The 19,888-nt window shown below is 37.7% G+C and carries 19 protein-coding genes; 8 read left to right on the top strand and 11 right to left on the bottom strand.

The window, feature by feature from the left end:
• The first annotated feature begins 51 nt into the window (after positions 1 to 51).
• From REI64_RS07825 to REI64_RS07810, 4 genes are all read left to right on the top strand, one after another.
• Complete coding sequence (locus REI64_RS07825; protein ID WP_308849554.1) at positions 52 to 1,005, top strand: methylenetetrahydrofolate reductase; 954 nt, start codon at positions 52 to 54, stop codon at positions 1,003 to 1,005.
• A gap of 334 nt (positions 1,006 to 1,339) precedes the next feature.
• A complete protein-coding gene (locus REI64_RS07820; RefSeq protein ID WP_308849553.1) occupies positions 1,340 to 1,654 on the top strand; it encodes a hypothetical protein in 315 nt (104 codons plus the stop codon).
• 111 nt (positions 1,655 to 1,765) lie between these two features.
• A complete protein-coding gene (locus tag REI64_RS07815; protein WP_308849552.1) occupies positions 1,766 to 2,176 on the top strand; it encodes a tail fiber domain-containing protein in 411 nt (136 codons plus the stop codon).
• A 131-nt stretch (positions 2,177 to 2,307) separates the two neighbouring features.
• Entirely contained in the window at positions 2,308 to 3,798 is a 1,491-nt protein-coding gene (locus REI64_RS07810) for a family 10 glycosylhydrolase (protein WP_308849551.1), read from the top strand.
• A gap of 134 nt (positions 3,799 to 3,932) precedes the next feature.
• Here the strand turns inward: REI64_RS07810 and thrC are convergent, their stop codons facing one another.
• From thrC to REI64_RS07780, 6 genes are all read right to left on the bottom strand, one after another.
• Entirely contained in the window at positions 3,933 to 5,240 is a 1,308-nt protein-coding gene (gene thrC, locus REI64_RS07805) for a threonine synthase (RefSeq protein ID WP_308849550.1), read from the bottom strand.
• 87 nt (positions 5,241 to 5,327) lie between these two features.
• Positions 5,328 to 6,296, bottom strand: coding sequence for a homoserine kinase (locus REI64_RS07800; RefSeq protein ID WP_308849621.1), 969 nt, complete (start codon positions 6,294 to 6,296; stop codon positions 5,328 to 5,330).
• 66 nt (positions 6,297 to 6,362) lie between these two features.
• Complete coding sequence (thrA, locus tag REI64_RS07795; RefSeq protein ID WP_308849549.1) at positions 6,363 to 8,816, bottom strand: bifunctional aspartate kinase/homoserine dehydrogenase I; 2,454 nt, start codon at positions 8,814 to 8,816, stop codon at positions 6,363 to 6,365.
• A gap of 377 nt (positions 8,817 to 9,193) precedes the next feature.
• Positions 9,194 to 9,616, bottom strand: a complete 423-nt coding sequence (locus REI64_RS07790) for a putative toxin-antitoxin system toxin component, PIN family (protein ID WP_308849548.1) — start codon at positions 9,614 to 9,616, stop codon at positions 9,194 to 9,196.
• Complete coding sequence (locus tag REI64_RS07785) at positions 9,606 to 9,905, bottom strand: DUF6364 family protein (protein ID WP_308849547.1); 300 nt, start codon at positions 9,903 to 9,905, stop codon at positions 9,606 to 9,608. Before REI64_RS07785 ends, REI64_RS07790 begins: the two co-directional genes overlap by 11 nt.
• Complete coding sequence (locus REI64_RS07780) at positions 9,883 to 10,341, bottom strand: GNAT family N-acetyltransferase (protein WP_308849546.1); 459 nt, start codon at positions 10,339 to 10,341, stop codon at positions 9,883 to 9,885. Before REI64_RS07780 ends, REI64_RS07785 begins: the two co-directional genes overlap by 23 nt.
• A 194-nt stretch (positions 10,342 to 10,535) precedes the next feature.
• On the opposite strand from REI64_RS07780, the gene gcvT reads away from it, so the two are divergent.
• On the top strand, positions 10,536 to 11,618 hold the full coding sequence (gene gcvT, locus REI64_RS07775) for a glycine cleavage system aminomethyltransferase GcvT (protein ID WP_308849545.1): 1,083 nt from the start codon (positions 10,536 to 10,538) through the stop codon (positions 11,616 to 11,618).
• A gap of 79 nt (positions 11,619 to 11,697) precedes the next feature.
• The gene (locus tag REI64_RS07770) at positions 11,698 to 12,411 is read left to right on the top strand and encodes a 2-phosphosulfolactate phosphatase (RefSeq protein WP_308849544.1); all 714 of its coding nucleotides are present in this window, start codon (positions 11,698 to 11,700) and stop codon (positions 12,409 to 12,411) included.
• 8 nt (positions 12,412 to 12,419) lie between these two features.
• Here the strand turns inward: REI64_RS07770 and REI64_RS07765 are convergent, their stop codons facing one another.
• From REI64_RS07765 to gldB, 3 genes are all read right to left on the bottom strand, one after another.
• Positions 12,420 to 12,983, bottom strand: coding sequence for a transposase (locus REI64_RS07765; RefSeq protein ID WP_308849543.1), 564 nt, complete (start codon positions 12,981 to 12,983; stop codon positions 12,420 to 12,422).
• Between the two features lie 48 nt (positions 12,984 to 13,031).
• Complete coding sequence (locus REI64_RS07760; RefSeq protein WP_308849542.1) at positions 13,032 to 13,811, bottom strand: patatin-like phospholipase family protein; 780 nt, start codon at positions 13,809 to 13,811, stop codon at positions 13,032 to 13,034.
• Between the two features lie 114 nt (positions 13,812 to 13,925).
• A complete protein-coding gene (gene gldB / locus REI64_RS07755) occupies positions 13,926 to 14,969 on the bottom strand; it encodes a gliding motility lipoprotein GldB (RefSeq protein WP_308849541.1) in 1,044 nt (347 codons plus the stop codon).
• A gap of 84 nt (positions 14,970 to 15,053) precedes the next feature.
• Between gldB and REI64_RS07750 the strand changes: the two genes are divergently transcribed.
• Together REI64_RS07750 and REI64_RS07745 are read left to right on the top strand one after the other, a co-directional pair.
• On the top strand, positions 15,054 to 15,710 hold the full coding sequence (locus tag REI64_RS07750) for a porin family protein (protein WP_308849540.1): 657 nt from the start codon (positions 15,054 to 15,056) through the stop codon (positions 15,708 to 15,710).
• Positions 15,711 to 15,790: 80 nt separating this feature from the next.
• Positions 15,791 to 17,431 (top strand): NAD+ synthase, encoded by a 1,641-nt coding sequence (locus REI64_RS07745; RefSeq protein WP_308849539.1) that lies wholly within the window; start codon positions 15,791 to 15,793, stop codon positions 17,429 to 17,431.
• A 233-nt stretch (positions 17,432 to 17,664) separates the two neighbouring features.
• On the opposite strand, the gene lspA is transcribed toward REI64_RS07745, so the two are convergent.
• Together lspA and lnt are read right to left on the bottom strand one after the other, a co-directional pair.
• Complete coding sequence (lspA, locus tag REI64_RS07740; RefSeq protein ID WP_308849538.1) at positions 17,665 to 18,192, bottom strand: signal peptidase II; 528 nt, start codon at positions 18,190 to 18,192, stop codon at positions 17,665 to 17,667.
• A 68-nt stretch (positions 18,193 to 18,260) separates the two neighbouring features.
• A complete protein-coding gene (gene lnt / locus REI64_RS07735) occupies positions 18,261 to 19,880 on the bottom strand; it encodes an apolipoprotein N-acyltransferase (RefSeq protein WP_308849537.1) in 1,620 nt (539 codons plus the stop codon).
• Between the last annotated feature and the right edge of the window lie 8 nt (positions 19,881 to 19,888).

Genomic DNA, 19,888 nt, shown 5'->3' with positions numbered 1-19,888 from the left:
GGGAGGGCATGAACATTATAAAATTAAAAAGCCCCTTTAGGGGTTTGGGGTATGAAAATTACAGAACACATTAAAAACGCAAAGGGTAAAACCTTATTCTCATTCGAATTATTGCCACCTGTAAAAGGTCAAAGTATCGATTGGATTTACAAGGGCATTGAGCCTTTATTGGAATTTGAACCACCTTTTATCGATGTTACTTCGCTTAGAGAAGACTATATCTACAAAGAGCAGGAGAATGGTTTATTGCAAAAGGTTTCTTATCGTAAAAGACCTGGTACTATTGCCATTTGCGCCGCTATCATCCATAAATATAAAATTGATGCTGTACCACATCTAATTTGTGGTGGTTTTACAAAGGAAGAAACGGAAAATGCACTAATTGATTTACAGTTTTTAGGAATTGATAATGTGCTGGCTTTAAGAGGCGATGCCCGCAAAGCGGATAGTTCTTTTGTACCAACTCCAGGTGGACATTGCTATGCTACCGATTTAATTCAACACATCAAAAACCATAATGCTGGTAAGTTTTTGCATGAAGATGTAGAGACCTTTAAAAGTGATTTCTGTATTGGCGTTGCCGGATATCCCGAGAAACATTTTGAGGCTCCGAACTTAAATACTGATTTCAAATACTTGAAAAAGAAAGTAGATATGGGTGCTGGTTTTATCGTTACGCAGATGTTTTTCGATAATCAGAAATACTTCGACTTTGTTAAAAAATGCAGAGATAACGACATCAATGTACCAATTATCCCAGGTTTAAAACCCATCAGTACTTTGTCGCAGTTGAATGTGCTACCAAAGATATTCCACATCGATTTACCAGATGAATTAACAGAAGCTTTATCGACTGCAAAAAATAATGCAGAAGCTAAAGCTATTGGCACCGAAGCCATGATTAAGCAATGTAAAGAGTTAATTGAATTTGGAGCACCTGTATTGCATTTTTATACAATGGGCAAACCAGACCAAACTAAAGAAATTGCGAAAGCAGTGTTTTAATTTTAAGGAATTGCAGGTTTAGCATGATAGATTGCTTTCCCGAATTGTCGGGACTGACTGTCGCTCCTCCTCGCAATGAAAAAAGGAGCGTCATTGCGAACTGAAGCGTTAGGTTAAGTAAGGGAGTGAAGCAATCTGTCAGATCTCATTAATTAATATCATCTTACATTTTTGTAGTTTGTGACAAAACCAACAATAAGAGAATTAAAAGCCATCGAAAGATGGCTTTCTTGCTTTTTAGGTAATACGAAAAATACAAACCTTTTTAAAATTAGACAGTTATCTTACAAAGATATGTTAGCATAATAAATCATAACTTTTATATTTGTACTGTATGAACAAACAAAAACTCGGTAACCTCTTTATACTTAGCCTGCTTTTTGCATTGGGTATAGTTTATGGTGCGCAAGTTTTTGTAAGTCACAGTAAGGTAGTTGCGCAAACCGTACTGACTGATACTAGTGATGACGGCACAGAGAATAGTGAAGAGAAAGTAAATGAGACTTCTCATCATCTTTTCTTACAAGAAAGGTCGCTCTATCGTTTAAAACCTACAGCACTTGTAACAGTTAATTTAACTGCTTACATCTCTAAAATACTACCAGAAGCTTATCTACAATTAAACACGCCTCCTCCAGATTTTGATTAATTTGATTTTTCTCGAATTATCACAAAATTTCTATTTAATAAATGTACAAGATGAACTGTTATGACCCAAATTCATAATTGTTTCATTCCATTAATGAACAAATCTTACAAAATGAAAAAATCACTTTTAATAGGTGCTATCGCCATAGTTGGCTTTGCCCTTAACACAAATGCTCAAACTGTTAAGCAAACAGAAATTACGTCTATCAATAACTCTTTAAATACGGTGTTAAAATTAACACCTGTTAATTTTAGTTACGATAAAGATTGGGCAGGCAAATTGAAATTAAACACTCAAAAGCAAAGTGGATTTGCTGTAGAAGAAGTAGCTAAAGTAGCTCCTGAGTTGGTGGTTAATCAACAAAAAACATATACTGCTGGTAAAAACAGTACTAAGACTGCAACAGTACCAATGGTAGATTACGAAACATTAATACCGCTTTTAGTAGGTAGTATTAAGGAGCAACAATTACAGATTGAGGCACTGAAAAAAGAAATCAACACGTTGAGAAAATCTAAATAATGTGAGGAAATCCCGATTTAATCGGGATTTTTTATGCCATTTAGTCTGGTTGCGTTAAAATGATGTTTTTTGCGGAAATTTGCGTATTAATGAATATTTTTTTAATATTGGGGTAAACTCATCGTACAGTTATGCTTAAAAGATTACTTCTTGCACTATTTATTTGTTTCTCCTTACAACTACGAGCACAAATTAACAATGGCCCGAAAATACAACGCGAATTTAGGGCAGCTTGGGTTGCCAGTGTGGCTAACATTAATTGGCCAAGTAAACGAGGCTTAACCACACTACAGCAACAGGAAGAAGCGATAGCTTTGTTGGATATGTTGCAAAAGAATAATTTCAATGCAGTAATTTTTCAGATTAGGCCACAGGCAGATGCTTTTTATAAAAGTGACATTGAGCCTTGGTCGTATTATTTAACAGGGGTTCAAGGTGAAGCTCCAAATCCTTATTATGATCCTTTAGAATTTTGGGTGAACGCTGCACACGAAAGGGGTATGGAGCTACACGTTTGGTTAAATCCTTATCGTGCACATCATACTGCTGGTGGCGAGGTGAGTGATTTTTCTGTAGTGAAAAAGCATCCTGATTTAGTAGTTAAATTAAAACAAGGTTATTGGTGGTTCGACCCATCGAAAAAAGGAACGCAAGATTTAACTTCTTCTGTAATTAAAGATATTGTAAAACGCTATGATATTGATGGTGTACACTTCGATGATTATTTCTATCCTTATGCAGAATATAATGGCGGTGCTGACTTTCCAGATGATGAAAGTTATGCAGCTTATCAATCAAAAGGGGGTAAATTATCAAGAGGCGATTGGCGTAGAGACCATGTAAATAAGTTTGTAGAACGAATTTACAAAGAGATTAAAAAAGAGAAGAAGCATGTGAAGTTCGGTATCAGTCCGTTTGGAATTTGGAGGCCGGGTTATCCTGAATCTATTAGAGGGATGGACCAATATGAAAAGTTATATGCAGATGCTAAACTTTGGTTAAATAAAGGTTGGATAGACTATTTTATGCCGCAATTATATTGGCAAATCAATAATATCCCATTAAGTTTTCCAGTTTTACTGGGATGGTGGGAAAGCGAAAATACCAAAGGAAGACACTTGTGGCCAGGTTTAAATAGCGGCATTGGTGGCGGTGAAAAGAATAGTGATGAAATTATCAATCAGATTATGATTGCTAGGGGAGTTGTTCCTAAATCGCCAGGTGTGGCGCACTGGAGTATTGGTGCTTTAACTAAGCACGAAAGCTTGCGAAACGATTTATTGGCTGGCCCTTACAAAGAAGAAGCCTTGGTGCCTGTTTCACCTTGGTTGGATAAAAAAGCGCCATCGGCATTATCAGTTACTAAGGAAGATAGAGAGGCAGACCTTTATATAAAATGGACTGCAAAAGATGAAAAGGATATTTTTAAGTATATCGTGTATACACAATATGGGGAAAAATGGACTTATAGAACTTTAAATGCAAAGAGTACCTTTTTTCAAGTTTCAAAAGTAGCTGAAGTAAATCCGAAAACTAGAGCAGCAGCGAACCTAAAAGCTATTAAAGTTACTGCGGTTGATAGAACGGGTAACGAGAGTGAAGGAGAGGTAATTTCTCTTTAAAAATATACCGTCATTTCGACAGGAGTGAAGTCCCTAATTTTTCGGGGGAACAATATTGGGACTTTTAAATTGAAAATTCAGCCCACTGATTTTCAATTTTCTGCTTCGGTCGAAATGACGGTAATATTTTTAAATTAGTTCTTTTTCTCTAACCAACTTTTAAAATCTTCAAAATCTACACCTAATTCATCAGCTTGTTTAGCTCTACCTTCTAGTTCTTTCACAGAAGCTGGAATTTCAATTTTAGCAGCTAATTCCGCAGGGAAAATATCTGGAAACTTACAAGCATGAGCAGTAGATAAGAATGCTGCAGCACCATCATAACCTGTTTCACTTCTGTACTTTTCTACGGCTAAATACGCAATTGCTGTATGTGGACAAGCAATATAGTTGTATTTAGCATCGATTTCTTTTATTGCTGCTAAGGTTTCTTCATCTGTGAAACGGGTGGCGCTTACTTTTTCTTTCAGTGCATTCGTATCTTGATTAAATAAGTCCATGATACGCACCCAATTACTCGGCGCACCAACATCCATCGCATTGGCATAAGTTTGCACTGAAGGTTTGGTTTCGTAAACACCTGTTTCCAAGAAACGAGGAACAGTATCATTCACATTCGTTGCCGCAATAAACTGCTTTACTGGTAAGCCCATTTTATAGGCTAGCAAACCAGCGCCAATATTGCCAAAGTTTCCGCTAGGTACAGAAAAAACCACTTTTTTAAATCCTTTTCTTTTCAGTTGCGCATAAGCATTAAAATAGTAAAAAGTCTGTGGAATTAAGCGTGAAATATTAATAGAGTTAGCCGAAGTTAGACGGAATTTTTTGTTCAGTTCTTCATCAGCGAAGGCTTGTTTTACTAGCGCTTGGCAATCATCAAAAGTACCATCAATTTCTATAGCTCTGATGTTTTGCCCCAAAGTGGTTAACTGTTGTTCTTGTATTGGGCTTACTTTTCCTTTTGGATAAAGAATAGTTACTCGGGTATTCGCCACACCTAAAAAGCCAAGTGCTACAGCACCTCCAGTATCGCCCGAAGTAGCTACTAAAACATCTAATAATTGTTCGCCATCTTTTAGATAATAACCCATTACACGGCTCATGAAACGAGCACCAAAATCTTTAAATGCGAGTGATGGGCCGTGAAAAAGCTCTAAAACGAAAGTGTTGTTATCTAGTGGAACGGCAGGCGCATCGAAATTAGCGGCTTCTTCTACCAAAGCCTTTAAATCTTCGGCAGGTATTTCATCTTTCAGCAATGCTGATGCTACTTCATAAGCAATTTCTGTTAAAGAGTATTTCTCAATATTATTGATAAAATCAGCAGGTAATTGAGGGATTACCTCGGGCATATACAAACCTTTATCTAAAGGCATGCTGTTAAAAACGGCTTCTTTAAAGGAAACGCGTAAATCTTTATTGTTGGTTGAGTAGAATTTCATTTTGTTAGGGTTGGAAGGTTGGAAGGTTGGAAGGTTGGAAGGTTGGGTTTCATAGCCTCTACCTTGTTGCCTTCTACCATCAACCTTTTATAACGTTCTAGGTCCTTCAGTATTTACTTCAGAAACGTAAGCTTGACTTTTAATATTAATTTGATGCAAGTGCATTTGCTGTGCTTTGGTGATTTTCTTGGCGCTTTCTTCATCCTTAGTTAAGGCAAAAACCGATGGGCCAGAACCAGAAATACCGAAGCCCACTGCGCCATTGTCCATCGCTAGCTTACGCAGCACTTCAAAATCTGGAATGAGGATAGAACGAGTTGGTTCTACCAGCACATCTTTCATGCTACGACCAACTAAATCCATATCGTTCAAAAACAATCCGCTTACCAAGCCAGCCACGTTTCCCCATTGGGTAACTGCATCTTTTAAAGCTACTTTAGCACGTATCATTTGGCGGGCATCTTTGGTAGGTACATCAACCTCTGGATAAACAATTGCCGCAAACATACCATCAGGAACTGGAAGTGAAATCACGTCCAAAGGCTCGTAACTACGAACTAACACAAACCCACCCATAATTGCCGGAGCAACGTTATCTGCATGACCGTAACCACAAGCAATTTCTTCGCCTTTCATGGCAAAAGGAACGAGTTCTTTAGCGGTTAGCAGGTTTCCCATCAGTTGGTTGATAGCGTACAAGCCCGCTACGGTACTTGCCGAACTAGAACCCAAACCACTGCCAATTGGCATTTTTTTGTGCAGCTCAATTTCTACTCCAACATCCTCACGTTTGATATGGCTTAGGTAATGCTTTACCGAAGCACTCACGGTATTTTTATCGCTATTCAACGGAAGCTTGCCATCGTCACCAGTGATTTTTAGCAAGCGAACACCTGGTTCTTCAACCAAGCGCATCACTACTTCGTCGCCGGGAGCGTTTACTGCAAAACCTAGTACATCGAAACCGCATACTACGTTGGCAACGGTTGCTGGTGCAAACACACGAATTTCAACCCCTAAATCCCCTAAAGGGGACTTTGACTTTCTATCGCTCATATATTGTAAACTCTCTTGTTTTAAATTTTGTATTTCCATCATGTTTTGAGTTCCCCCTTTAGGGGGCTAGGGGGTTTTTGTAGCTACATTAATAATATCTGCAAACACACCTGCTGCAGTAACTTCAGCTCCAGCACCTGGACCTTTCACAACCATCGGACGGAATTTATATCTATCAGTCACGAAAGAAATAATATTATCAGCGCCAGAAAGTGCATAGAACGGATGGTCTTCGCCAACCATTTCTAAAGTAATTTCTACCTTGCCGGCTTCTAGTTTTCCGATATAACGTAACACTTTTTTCTCGCTTGCTGCTGTGTTTTTCAAGTTCTCAAAATAAGCTGAATTATTCTTCAATTCTGTATAAAACTCTTCTACACTAGCCGCTTTTAAGCATGCATCTGGTAAAATGTTATCAATTTTCACATCCGATGCCTCTAAAGGATAACCTGCATCCCTAGCTAAAATCAACATTTTACGCATGAAATCTTTTCCGTTCAAATCATCACGAGGGTCTGGTTCGGTGTAACCTAAATCTTGTGCTTCTTTTACAATGTCATAGAACTCCTTATCGCCCTTAAAACTATTGAAGATGAATGAAATTGTTCCCGAAAGGATAGCTTCAATTCTGTCAATTCTATCACCACTCATCATCAGGTTTTTTAAAGTACCGATGATAGGCAAACCTGCACCTACGTTGGTTTCGTAATAGAAATCTACACCGTGCTTTTTAGCGGTATCCTTAAATAATTTATATTGTGAAAACTCGGCAGAATTACTTTTTTTGTTACAAGCAACAATAGAAACGCTGCTTTCAAAAACCTGCTTGTAAAAAGGAATTGGCGCTTCGCTAGCGGTGTTGTCTACAAAAACACTGTTTGCTAAATTTAACGACTGCATTTTAGCTACAAACTCTGACAAGTTAGCTTGTTCTCCACTTGCTTCTAGCGTATTTTCCCAAGTGTCTAAATCAATTCCGTTAGCATCAAAATGCATTTTTCGTGTATTGGCAATGCCGACAACTTTCACTTGTAAATCGTTTTTCTCTGCCAAGAACTGAGTTTGTTCTTTAATCTGCTTGAACATCGTTTTGCCAATGTTTCCAGTGCCTAAACAATACACATTTAGGGTGCGTTTTAGGTCGGTGTAGAAAGCATCGTGAACGGCATTCAAAGACTTCCCTAAATCATCTTTACTAATAATTACCGAGATGTTATATTCCGATGAACCTTGTGCGATAGCCCTAACGTTGATACCGTTTCTGCCCAACGCATTGAACAAACGACCGCTCATGCCTGGAGTGCGTTTCATGTTTTCTCCCACCACAGCAAGTACCGCCAAATCGCCCTCTACTTCTGGGTAAGCTAATTTTCCTGCCGCTAATTCTAGTTCAAATTCTTTATTGATGATGGTTACTGCCCTAGCCGCATCTGCTGGATTAACAGCAAACGTAATGCTGTGCTCAGATGATGATTGGGTAATCAAAATCACATTGATTTGCTCTCGTGAGAGTAGCGAGAACAAACGACCACTAAAACCTGCTTTACCAACCATGCCACTGCCGCTCAAATTAATAATACTGATTTGGTTGATAGATGAAATACCTTTAATCGGCAATTCAGAAGGTTTGATATTGCTGCGGATGAAAGTTCCAGGAAATTCTGGTTCGAAAGTATTTTTAATTACCAATGGAATTTTTTTCGCAAAAGCAGGAACCATGGTTGGTGGATAAATTACTTTGGCGCCGAAATAACTCAATTCCATGGCTTCGATGTAACTTAATTCATCTAATGAGAAAGCTTTTTTAACGATGCGTGGGTCGGCAGTCATCATACCGTTCACGTCTGTCCAAATTTCAATTTCTTCTACATCTAAAGCTGCACCCCAAATAGCTGCGGTATAATCAGAACCACCACGACCAAGCGTAGTGATTTGGTTGTCTTTGTTGCTAGCGATGAAACCAGTTACAAATAGAACTTTGTCGCTATTTTCTTCGTGAAATTCTTTGATTAAAGCATCAGTCAATTCAAAATCTACACGGGCATTGCCAAATTCGCTATCGGTCTTAATTAATTTAGAACCATCAACGTACAATGAATTATCGAAATACTGAGTTGCAATATGCGCCACCATGCTGTTAGAGCATCTTTCGCCAAAGCTTACAATGAAATCTTTGGTACGTAAGCTCAATTCTTTTAAACTCGAAACTGCTTGTAAAGCATCTTCCAATTCATTGAAATGAATTTTCAATTTGGTTAAAATTGGATTTTGTGCTGCGGCTGGTAATAGTGCTTTTACCACATCGAAATGTTTTTGCTCGATGCTTTTTAATTGCTCAGTGTAGCTTTCACCTCTTTCAGCTAGTTCCGCCATTTCTAGAAGAAGGTTGGTTACTCCGCTCATCGCCGATAATACAACTACCGGATTGGCGTTTTTTCTTTCTTCTTGTACTAGCTTTAGAAGTGTTTTAATGTTTTCGGTCGTACCTACGGATGTACCACCAAATTTTAGGACTTTCATCGTTTGAATTTATTTGTTTTTAATGGTGATGAAGCCGTCTTGATTTTGCTATTTTTTTGATTTTGTCAATCAAGACGGTTTCATCGTTTATTGTTTATTTTCTGTTTTACGGTTTAAAAAAAAAGCGTCCCGACTTACATCGGGACGCTTTCTGTGTTTTTTTATGTTTTTCAATTTACACAAGGTTGCTCCCGATAGCTTCGCCGCCGGTAATAATAATTGTGGTAATAATTGAAGAGTTAAAAATCATGTTTAATAATTGTTGGTGTATTTTGTACACTGCAAAGAAGGATATTATTTTTTATAAATGCAAACGTTTGTGTTAAAATTTTTCAATTATTTAAGGAAATGTTTGCCAAGTTGGTTTTAAAATAAGCTTAAGGTTGTAATAATTGTAAAAAATCGGCTGGCGTTTTAATGTTTAGTGCAGTTCCATTGAGTTTTAGAAAATCCATGTCGTTGGTGATTAAATAATCCATTTTATGCTTCAAAGCGGTAAAATAATGGATAGCATCCTCTATATCATTAATTGGCGAGTTTAAAGATTGAACTACGATTTTCGTATCACTTTCGATAAGTGTTATCGGTGATAATAGTGCGTTGAGTAATTGTTTTGAAATTTGCGTGCCTCTGTACTTTTGAAGGAAATAACTGACAGACTGAAAGGCTGAAATACTTGTAAAAGCACATATCCTTTTTTCCTTTGCAGCTTTTAAAATTGCCGTAGCATTTGTAAAATCGTTTCTATTTAAGAAATAGTCTAAAAATACATTTACATCAATAAAAACATTAAAAACCATATTTCTTCATTTTGGCTTTATAGTATTCTTCTTTGTAATCAAAATTTTCTGGCAGCTCAATAGGGGGCAGGTTTTTCATAAGTTCGAAAAGATCAGGCTCATTCTCTTTTTTTTTCTTGATCATTTGCTCAAAAAATCTTTCGACAAGTTCTGATATGCTTTTGCCTTCCTTATTTGCGTATTCTTTAATTTTAGCTAGCAAATCCTGCTCAATTGTTAAGTTTACTCTCGCTTTCATAATTTCAAATATACGCATAAAAGCAAAACTATGCGCATAGTGTTTTTTCAAAACAAACACTATTTTCAATCCCTACGTATTGCCCGTAGTTTGGAATAATCTCGTAACCATTTTTGCTGTAAAGTGCCAACGCATCTGGTTGGCGTTTGCTAGTTTCTAATACGCATTGTTCATAATTCATTTCTTTAGCCCATTTTTCTAATTCTGCTAGAAGAATACTGGCTGCTCCTTTTCCTCTGTAATTTGGTAAAGTAAACATTCGTTTTACTTCCATAGCCTCTGTAGAAAATTGCTTAATGGCACCACAAGCTATTGGCATATCGTTTTCGTAAACCAAAACTACATGGTTAATTTTATCAATTTTATTGAATTGCGAATAGAATGCATCTTCATTGCCGTTTAATTTGGCAAGTTCAGTATCTAAATGGCTTACTAATTCAACAAAATCTGCATCAGTAGAGTTGGTTCTTTTGAGGGAAAAAGTCATATTCAAAATTTATAATTCAAAGATAGGTTTAAAAGGGTTTGGTTAGCGATAAATTGGCTTTTTCTTAGTACTTTTGCGGCACATAAAACCAAAATAACCCTGATAAATAATATTTGAAAAAGAAACCATTATGATTTACAAAAAAACTATATCATAATAGCTTCATCACAATTGAAAAACAAATAATAAAGAAGATGAAAAACACAGCGTTAACAGAAAAACATATATCACTTGGAGCTAAAATGGTTCCTTTTGCTGGTTATAACATGCCGGTACAATACGAAGGAATTAATGCAGAACATGCAACTGTACGTAATGCGGTGGGTGTTTTTGATGTAAGCCACATGGGCGAGTTTATCCTTAAAGGTGAAAATGCTTTAGATTTAATTCAACGAGTAACCAGTAATGATGCTTCGAAACTTTACGATGGTAAAATCCAATATTCGTGCTTGCCAAACGAAACTGGCGGTATTGTAGACGATTTATTGGTTTATCGTATCGACGAGAAAACTTATATGTTGGTAGTAAATGCATCTAACATTGAAAAAGATTGGAATTGGATACAAAAGTTCAACGACAGAGATGTGGAAATGCACAACATTTCTGATAAAACTTCTTTATTGGCAGTTCAAGGACCGAAAGCTGCAGATGCATTACAATCTTTAACGGATATGGATTTGGCTTCGATGGAATATTATACATTCAAGAAAGGCAAGTTTGCTGGCGTAGATAACGTGTTGGTTTCCGCTACAGGTTATACTGGCGCAGGCGGTTTCGAGGTTTATTTCGAAAATCAATACGCCGACCAAATTTGGGATGCCATTTTTAAAGCAGGCGCTGAATTCGGAATTAAGCCAATTGGTTTAGGTGCCCGTGATACCTTACGTTTGGAAATGGGTTTCTGTTTATACGGAAATGATATTGATGATACCACTTCCCCAATTGAAGCTGGTTTAGGTTGGGTGACTAAATTCACCAAAGATTTTACCAATTCTGCTGCTTTGTTAGCGCAGAAAGAAGCAGGTGTTGCTCGCAAATTAGTAGGTTTTGAAATGATTGACAGAGGTATTCCACGTCATGATTATGTGGTAGTTGATGCTGACGGAAATCAAATCGGTAAAGTAACCTCTGGAACGCAGTCTCCATCGTTACAAAAAGCTATCGGTATCGCTTATGTAGCTAAAGAATTTGCCAAAGAAGGCACAGAAATCTTCATCGACATTAGAAATAATAAAGTAAAAGCTAAAATAGTTAAGTTTCCTTTTCTTAAGAAATAGATATGAGATTTGCGTATTGCGTAATGAGACGATAAGTATATCTCAATACGCAATACGCAATACGCAATACCTCCAGAAGATGCCTAAAATAGAAGTTTGTTTAACGCCTGCCTTATTAGATTTATACGCCATCGAAAGTAGCATTGTTGTCGTAATTGATATTTTGAGAGCAACTTCTTCTATCACTTACGGTATTGAAAATGGCGCCGAAGCAATTATACCGGTAATGAACGTAGAAGATTGCCTTAACTACGCTGATAAAGGTTATTTGTTAGCGGCAGAACGTAACGGCGAAGTGGTAGAAGGTTACGATTTTGGTAATTCGCCATTCTCTTACACTGCCGAAAAAGTTGCTGGAAAAACCATCGTGTTAACCACCACCAACGGTACAAAAGCAATGCACTTGGCGCAAGAAAGGGCGCATCAGGTAATTGTGGGCTCGTTTCTCAACCTAACTTCAGTTAGCGATTATTTGAAGCAGCAAAATAAAGATGTGCTCTTGCTTTGTGCAGGTTGGAAAGATAACTTCAACTTAGAAGATACTTTGTTTGCTGGTGCTGTGGTAGAGCAGCTTCAAAACGATTTTACCATAGGCGATGATGCCAGTGTAGCAGCTTTAGATATGTATCAATTGGCCAAAGGCGATTTACGTGAGTATCTGAAAAAGTCGTCACACAGTCACCGTTTAATCAAGTTGAATATCGAAGAAGATGTGCAGTTTTGCTTGAAGCTGGACATTTGCACAACTATTCCTGTTTTGGAAGGGGAGCTGCTGCTGAAACTGTCCATCTAATTATCTGGTTATCCATAAAATTTATCCTCATTCCACTTTAGCGGATTGTTTTTGATGTATTGGGCAATGTTGTTATACGCTCTTTCATCACGGATAATGTGTTCGTAGTAATTGCGGTGCCAGATTTTTTTGTCGAAAGGTTCCCATCCCAAAGTTTTCACGCCCTGTATATAGTAATTTGTGGTCATGGTTTTGAGCCATCGAACGACGTTGTGTAGGGGCGAACCTTTGTGTTCGCCCTCTGCTGGGCGCATAATATTATCATGAGGGTCGACACATAGGTCGACCCGTACCGCGGAGGCATTATTCAATCCAATATTTTCAATAATAAGATGTATATGATTTGGCATAATCACATATTCATCAATTTGAATATCAGGAAATTTATTTTCGAGTTCTTTAATCCATCTGTCAACCATCAGCCCTGCTGCATTTAGCACCATTTGCCCATTAACCACTTTGCCAAACCTATGAGCTATATTTTGACAACAGACAGTTACAAAATATAATCCTTCCTTCGAATAATCATAACCTTTCAGTCTGATACTTCGTCTATCAAATTTATTAGGCATAGGTTTTCCATTAAGATGTTTCCTAAAATACCAAATTCAAAATAAAATTTATGTAGCTGCTTGCGCTTTCAATATCTCCTTAAAACTCTCGCTACTTTTAATCGTTTTCAAGGCTTCTTCATAGGCCAGCCAATAGATAATTTCAGCCTTTTTAGTATCAAATGTATTGATTTCGCCCATGCCTTTAGGTTCAATGATCAAGTTGCAGAACTTCGATTTCCTTTCCATATCATGATTAATGGACATAATTGCCGCTCTTTGCATTAATCTAGTAATACCAATAATTTTATCTACTGGTTTTAAATGATTGCAGGTAGAACCAATGATGTAATCACAATTATTTAAAAGCGGTTCAACAGGGAAGTTGTTCAGAACGCCACCATCTACATACATTTGGTCGTGGATCATAATTGGTTTAAAAACACCAGGAATGCAAGACGAAGCATGAATAGCCCTAATTAACGGACCTTTTGTAAAATAAGCAACCGTGCCCTCGCTAAAATTGGTGGTACAAATTGTCATCGGAGTTTTCAAATCCTCAATGTGGGCAGGTAGATAATCTCTGAAAATATCTCCAGTGCGCTCAATGTTAATTAAGCCGAGTGAGCCCAAAGCTGGTCTAACAAACTTCATCAACTTTGTTTTCATGAAAATATCGAAAGCATCTTCTGGATCTACACCCGCAGCATAAAATGAACCTGCGATAGAGCCAGCGCTTGTGCCGGTAATCTGGCTAATTTGTATTCCAGTTTTCTTTAGCGCCTTTAGAACACCCAAATGTGCAATGCCCCTAATGCCGCCGCCGCTTAAAACAAGACCAACCTTCATAATTTAGATTGTAGATTTACGAATTACAATTTTTAAAACTATCATCGGACTTACCAATATGAAAATTGTTACAGCTTGGTAAGCTTGTAGATGCGACTAGTTTTTTACTTTCACTTAATTCGAAAGTTTAGGTTTATACTTCGAATTGGTTAATATTTTTTGTGCATCGGTTTCTGCCATGAGTTTTTGTAAAGTAACCTTCGGATTTTCCTGCATGTACTTCCTCACAATTTGCCAGCCAGACCAAACTCCCAATTTTGGTGCCGATAACCTATTTTCTCCCAAACCTGGCGTAAATGGTCCTTCACTTAAGAAAACCTGTATTTTTGGATAGTCTGTTTCGTAGAGAAAATTGTTTTCTAAGTAATATGCCCAAATTTCTGCTTCGTATGTTTTGCACCAATCTAATTGTTGGCCAGTGTAGCCAATCTTTATACTGTCAGGTAAATTATCTGGCATAATCTGATCCATAAAATACAAAATCTTACCATTGTATATCATTTTAGATAAGAGCGAACGATCTTCATCACGTTCTCTAAAGAGATTTTCTCTAGCGTAATACTCACTTACCCGAGGCACAATATAATCTGGTGTAAATCTCCTAGAAAGATAAAGTGGTATGCTATGAACTAATGCACCATAAAATTTACTGTCTTTTCCCAAAAACATATCCAATCCGATACCCACATAATCATCGCCTATTGGCGTTTGGTAAGAAAAACCCGAAAGGAAACCAATAAAACGTGGAATTTGAGCCTTAGGGTAGTAGTATTTAATGTACTTGAAGCTTTGGGTTAGTTCGTTTTCAACTTGCGTAAGGCTCGGGAAAACACTATCTACTTCTTTATTTAAATCAGCAAAAGCGTTGTTTCTGTCTTCATACAAGCCTTGCAGTACTTCTTGACGGCTATAACTTTCGTTGCCAACCATTTTGAAAATAAAGTCTTCGTAAAAAGCGCCATACTTTTTATGCAACAAGCTGTCTGTTAAAGCAATGCTCTTTTCTCTTCCATTATACAAGTCCTTGTCAAATCTTTCAATTTTAATATCGACTTTGATATTGCCTACATCGGGTTTAGTACTTTTGTTGCACGAAAAAAAAGCAACAGCACATAAAAAAAATAGATAACTTTGGCGAAATTTCGATTTATGTATCATTGCTAACAAATATATAAAACGAATGTGAACTGTCGTTAATATGACAGCTCTAGAATTTAAAAACAGTATTAATAATTTATGACTATGAAAAAAACACTATTTGCATTGCTATTCACTTTTGCATCGGCAAGTTTATTTGCTCAAGATGCATCTCAAATTAGACTCGGATTAACGGCTCATCCAAACTTTGGTTTCCTAAAAGTAGAAAATGGAAAAGGCAACGGTTTAAGCACTGGCTTTACGTACGGCTTAATGAGCGATTTTGAATTTGCTGAAAACTATTGCTTTGCAACAGGTTTAACTGTTACTACCATTAACGGCGAAGGAGAAATCATTAATTTTTCACCTTACCATACTGCTGCTGCTGGAGCAAATACTGCATATAACGTGAAATATAAGATGCAATACTTGCAAATTCCACTTTCTATTAAGTTGAAAACTGATGAAAAGGATGATATGAAATGGTACGGCCAGTTTGGCTTAACTACCGATTTTAGAATTGGAGCACGCCAAGATGTAGAGCAAGGCAACACACCTTTAGCTGATGATATTAAAGCTACGGATAACACTAAGTTTCTACGTGCTGGAATGATTATCGGCGGTGGTGTAGAATATCGCTTAAGCGGAAAAACTAGCTTATTGGGTGGTATTACCTATAACAACGGTTTAACAAACATTGCTAAAAAGCCACATTCGGTTAAAAATCACTTTGTGGCATTAAACATTGGCGTGTTCTTCTAACAGCCAAAAAATATTTCAATTTTAACTAAACAAGCCTTCATCAAGGCTTGTTTTTTTATATTTATAGCTCAGAAAAAATCATGAAGATAGCATTAGCACAACTCAACTACCACATTGGTAATTTCGAAAGTAATACGCAAAAAATTATTTCAAACGTGGCTTTGGCAAAGGCTAAAGGTGCAGATATTGTAGTATTTGCCGAGTTGGCTATCTGTGGTTATCCGCCACGTGATTTTCTGGAGTTCGAAGATTTTATTTCGCTTTGCGATAAGGCAGCTCAAGAAATTGCTCTGCACTGTACAGACATTGCCTGCATTGTTGGTTTGCCCATCAAAAATCCAGTTTTAGAAGGTAAGGATTTGTTTAACGCTGCGTATTTTATCGCCAATGGCGAAGTTAAACAGATAGTTAAAAAAGCTTTGCTGCCAACTTACGATGTGTTTGATGAATACCGCTATTTTGAGCCCAATACTGTTTTTGACTGTGTAGATTACAAGGGCAAAAAGATAGCGCTAACCATCTGCGAAGATCTTTGGAACATCAATGATAACCCTTTGTATGTTTCTTGTCCGATGGATGAACTGGTAAAACAGCAGCCAGATTTGATGATCAATATTGCGGCTTCGCCGTTTGATTACGGACATGATGAAGATAGGATTAAAGTATTGTCAGATAATGCGAAGAAATATCAGTTGCCGCTGTTCTATGTGAACCAAGTTGGTGCACAAACCGAAATTATTTTTGATGGAGGCTCTTTGGTGTTTGATGAAGAAGGTTCGTTGAAAGCCGAAATGAAGTACTTTGAAGAAGATCTACAGGTTTTTGATCTAGATGAAGTGCAGAACGTGAAGAACAAATATCCGGCGGCAGAAAGAACATCAGATATAGAGCAAATCCACGACGCTTTGGTTTTGGGCATTAAAGATTACTTCGCAAAATCGGGGTTCAAAAAAGCAGTTTTAGGCTTGTCTGGTGGTATTGACTCTGCAGTAGTTTGCGCTTTGGCTTGTCGAGCTTTAGGTGCAGAAAACGTAATGGCGGTGCTAATGCCGTCAAAATATTCGTCAGACCACTCTGTGCAAGATGCGCTTGATTTGGTCGAAAGCATTGGCTGCAAGCACGAAATTATACCAATTAAGGAAGCTGCCGACGCTTTCGACAGTATGTTGGCAAAACCATTCGAAGGCTTAGCTTTTAATCTAACTGAAGAAAATATCCAAGCTCGCTCTCGCGGTATTGTGGTAATGGCCATGTCCAATAAATTTGGCTACATTTTGCTTAACACATCCAACAAAAGTGAGTGCGCCGTAGGTTACGGCACTCTTTATGGAGATATGTGTGGTGCTATCAGCGTTATTGGCGATGTCTACAAAACACAAGTTTTCAAATTGGCCGAGTACATCAACAAAGACAAAGAAATTATCCCAATAAATACCATCGTTAAACCGCCATCAGCAGAGCTGCGACCAGACCAAAAAGACTCAGATTCGTTGCCAGAATATGATGTTTTAGATGCTATTCTTTATCAGCATATCGAACTTAAAAAAGGCTCAAAAGAAATTATTGCACAAGGTTTTGACGAAGCTTTGGTGAAACGAATTCTACGAATGGTTAACCTGGCAGAATTTAAACGTTACCAAACTCCGCCAATTCTAAGGGTATCACCCAAAGCATTTGGAATGGGTCGCCGTATGCCAATTGTAGGCAAGTATATGGATTAAACGAGTTACGAGTTTAGATTGACGAATATACAAATTGAGTTTAATTTTAGGCTTTTAGAAGCGCAAATGCAGTGCTACTATCTTCTGAAAGTCCTGCTTTTCATTGCAATCTTTTTGTTTGGGCGACCTGTCATCCCGAGTTCCGAGGGATCTATTACGTAAGCCAAGATTAAAAACTTCCTAGTTGTAAAAACAAAAAGTATTTCCATTTCAATCAGGGCTATACTCGCATCTTAAATCGAAGCCTCTTCTTGTTCGGCTTCTTGTTTTTTTATTCTGCTAGCCATTAAGTTCTGCAACAGCAATAACCCAATTCCAATCATAATAGAAACATCTGCCAAGTTAAAAATACCTGTTCTAAACAGCACAAAATCCATAAATAGGAAATCGGTTACGGAGCCGTAAACAATCCGATCATAGATGTTTCCAATACCTCCACCAATTAAGAAACAGATGCCAATTTGCATTAGACGAGGCAAATGTTTGTTGGAGTAAAGAAACCACAATCCGTAGCTCAGAACTAAAATTGGAAGCACTGTTAAAACTGCGATACGTACAAACTCGGGTAGGTTGCTTCCAGCGCTCAGAAATGCACCAGTATTTTCAACTTTGGTTAAAATAAACCGATCCTTAATGATGGTGATTTGCTCATAAGTCTCAATGTTTTTACGTGCAATTACCTTCGAAAATTGGTCGCAACCTAGATTTAGGGCAACGATAATTAGCAGGAAAGCAAATTTTATAGAGGTTTTATTAGGCATTGGTTAATTGTTTAATCGTTGAAACGGTTAACTGATTTGTGTATCGCATAGTAGGAGTGGGCGAGCAACTATTTAAGTATCCATTTCTTTACCAGGATAAACGCTGCGGCTATCAATCCTAGTACAATACTTATTTTTGCAATGATATCTCCGTAATCTACGTAAAAAGTAATTTCATCATTCAGGTTAATGTCTGCTTTGAGAGCAGTTCGTGTCCACCATTTAGACTGCTGCACTACATCACCACGTTGGTTAATAAAACCCGAAATGCCAGTGTTTGCAGAGCGAACTACATACCTCCGTGTTTCGATAGACCGTAACTTAGCATACAGTAAATGTTGGTCCTTTCCAGAGGTATTGCCCCACCAACCATCGTTAGTGATAACTGCTATAAATTGTGCACCTTGTTTTACTGAGCCTGCAACCCAATCGCCCCAAATAGATTCGTAGCAAATTATGGGGGCAACGCCAATACCGCTGCGGGCGTAAAAAACACCCGGTTCTTCTTGCCAGCCCCAGCCAGATACGCTACCACCTAATTGTGCAAATACGGGTGCTAAAAAAGAAAACACTTTAGGGAAAGGCATTTTCTCTACGCCAGGTACTAGTTTCGATTTATGATAAAATGCTACACTGGCAGAATTTTCTACCTGCATGGCCGCATTGTAATTATCATAATATCCACCGTTCGGATTTTCTTTAGCAGACAATGTTTTTTTATCGTTATAAAACCTTACACTTTCAATTCCTGTAATAAGTGTGCCATTTTTATATTTTGATAAAAACTGTTGTGCCTGTAAAAAATCAGCATTGCTTCTAATCCTATCTTCATCTGCATAGTTCGGGATGGCAGTTTCTGGCCAAATGAAATATTCGGTGTTTGGTTGGCCTACAGAATCAGAAAGTTTGATTAAGATGTTTAACTGTTCGTTTGCAGACGTATTGCCATATTTCTCATAAGGATCTATATTGGGTTGTACCGTAACCACATTTACAGGAACGCTTTTCTCTTCGTAGTTTTTGTATTGGTAAATAGAAATCCCGATAGGTAAAAGAACAAGCAAAGCCCAAATGCCTGTCAATTTGTATTGCTTTTGAGATTTGATTTGCTGATAAGCTTCGAAGGCTAAAATGTTGCTTAGTAAAATCCAAAGTGAACCACCGTAAACTCCAGTAAACTCATACCACTGTACAATTTGGTGCATACCTGCAAAGCCATTGCCTAAAGTCATCCAAGGAAAGGCTAAATCCCAGTCTTGGTGTAAATATTCCATGCTGATGTAAAAGGCGATTAGCGAAGCATAGCCAGCCCATTTTTTATTGGTGTATGTGCTTAGCCTGTAATATAGCCAAAAAGCAAAAGTCATTAACAGCGCTCCTAATCCGTAAGGAATAAGCGAAACCAATAAAGAAATAATTGTACCCACAACACCTGTATTAACGGCATTGATAGAGTTAAAAACCCAGTAAATCGAAGCAGTATTCCAAACCAAGAAAGTTAAACCAGCGATAAGGAAAACCTTTTTGCCCGTTTTTTTATCGGAACTGCTTGTGATTTGCTTTAATGCGATTAGTAAAGGCACTAAACCTACAAAAAGCAGAGGTGCCAGCCAATTGTGCGGTGGCCAAGCCAACCACATGGTAAAAGCACTAAGTAGCGCTAGGAGGTAATTTTGTTTGAGTTTCATTCGTGTTT

Origin of the sequence: Pedobacter sp., assembly GCF_031119335.1 — a bacterium.
GTDB lineage: Bacteria > Bacteroidota > Bacteroidia > Sphingobacteriales > Sphingobacteriaceae > Pedobacter.
Note: the sequence above shows the minus strand (reverse complement) of the source record. Positions and strands in the feature narration are given on the sequence as shown.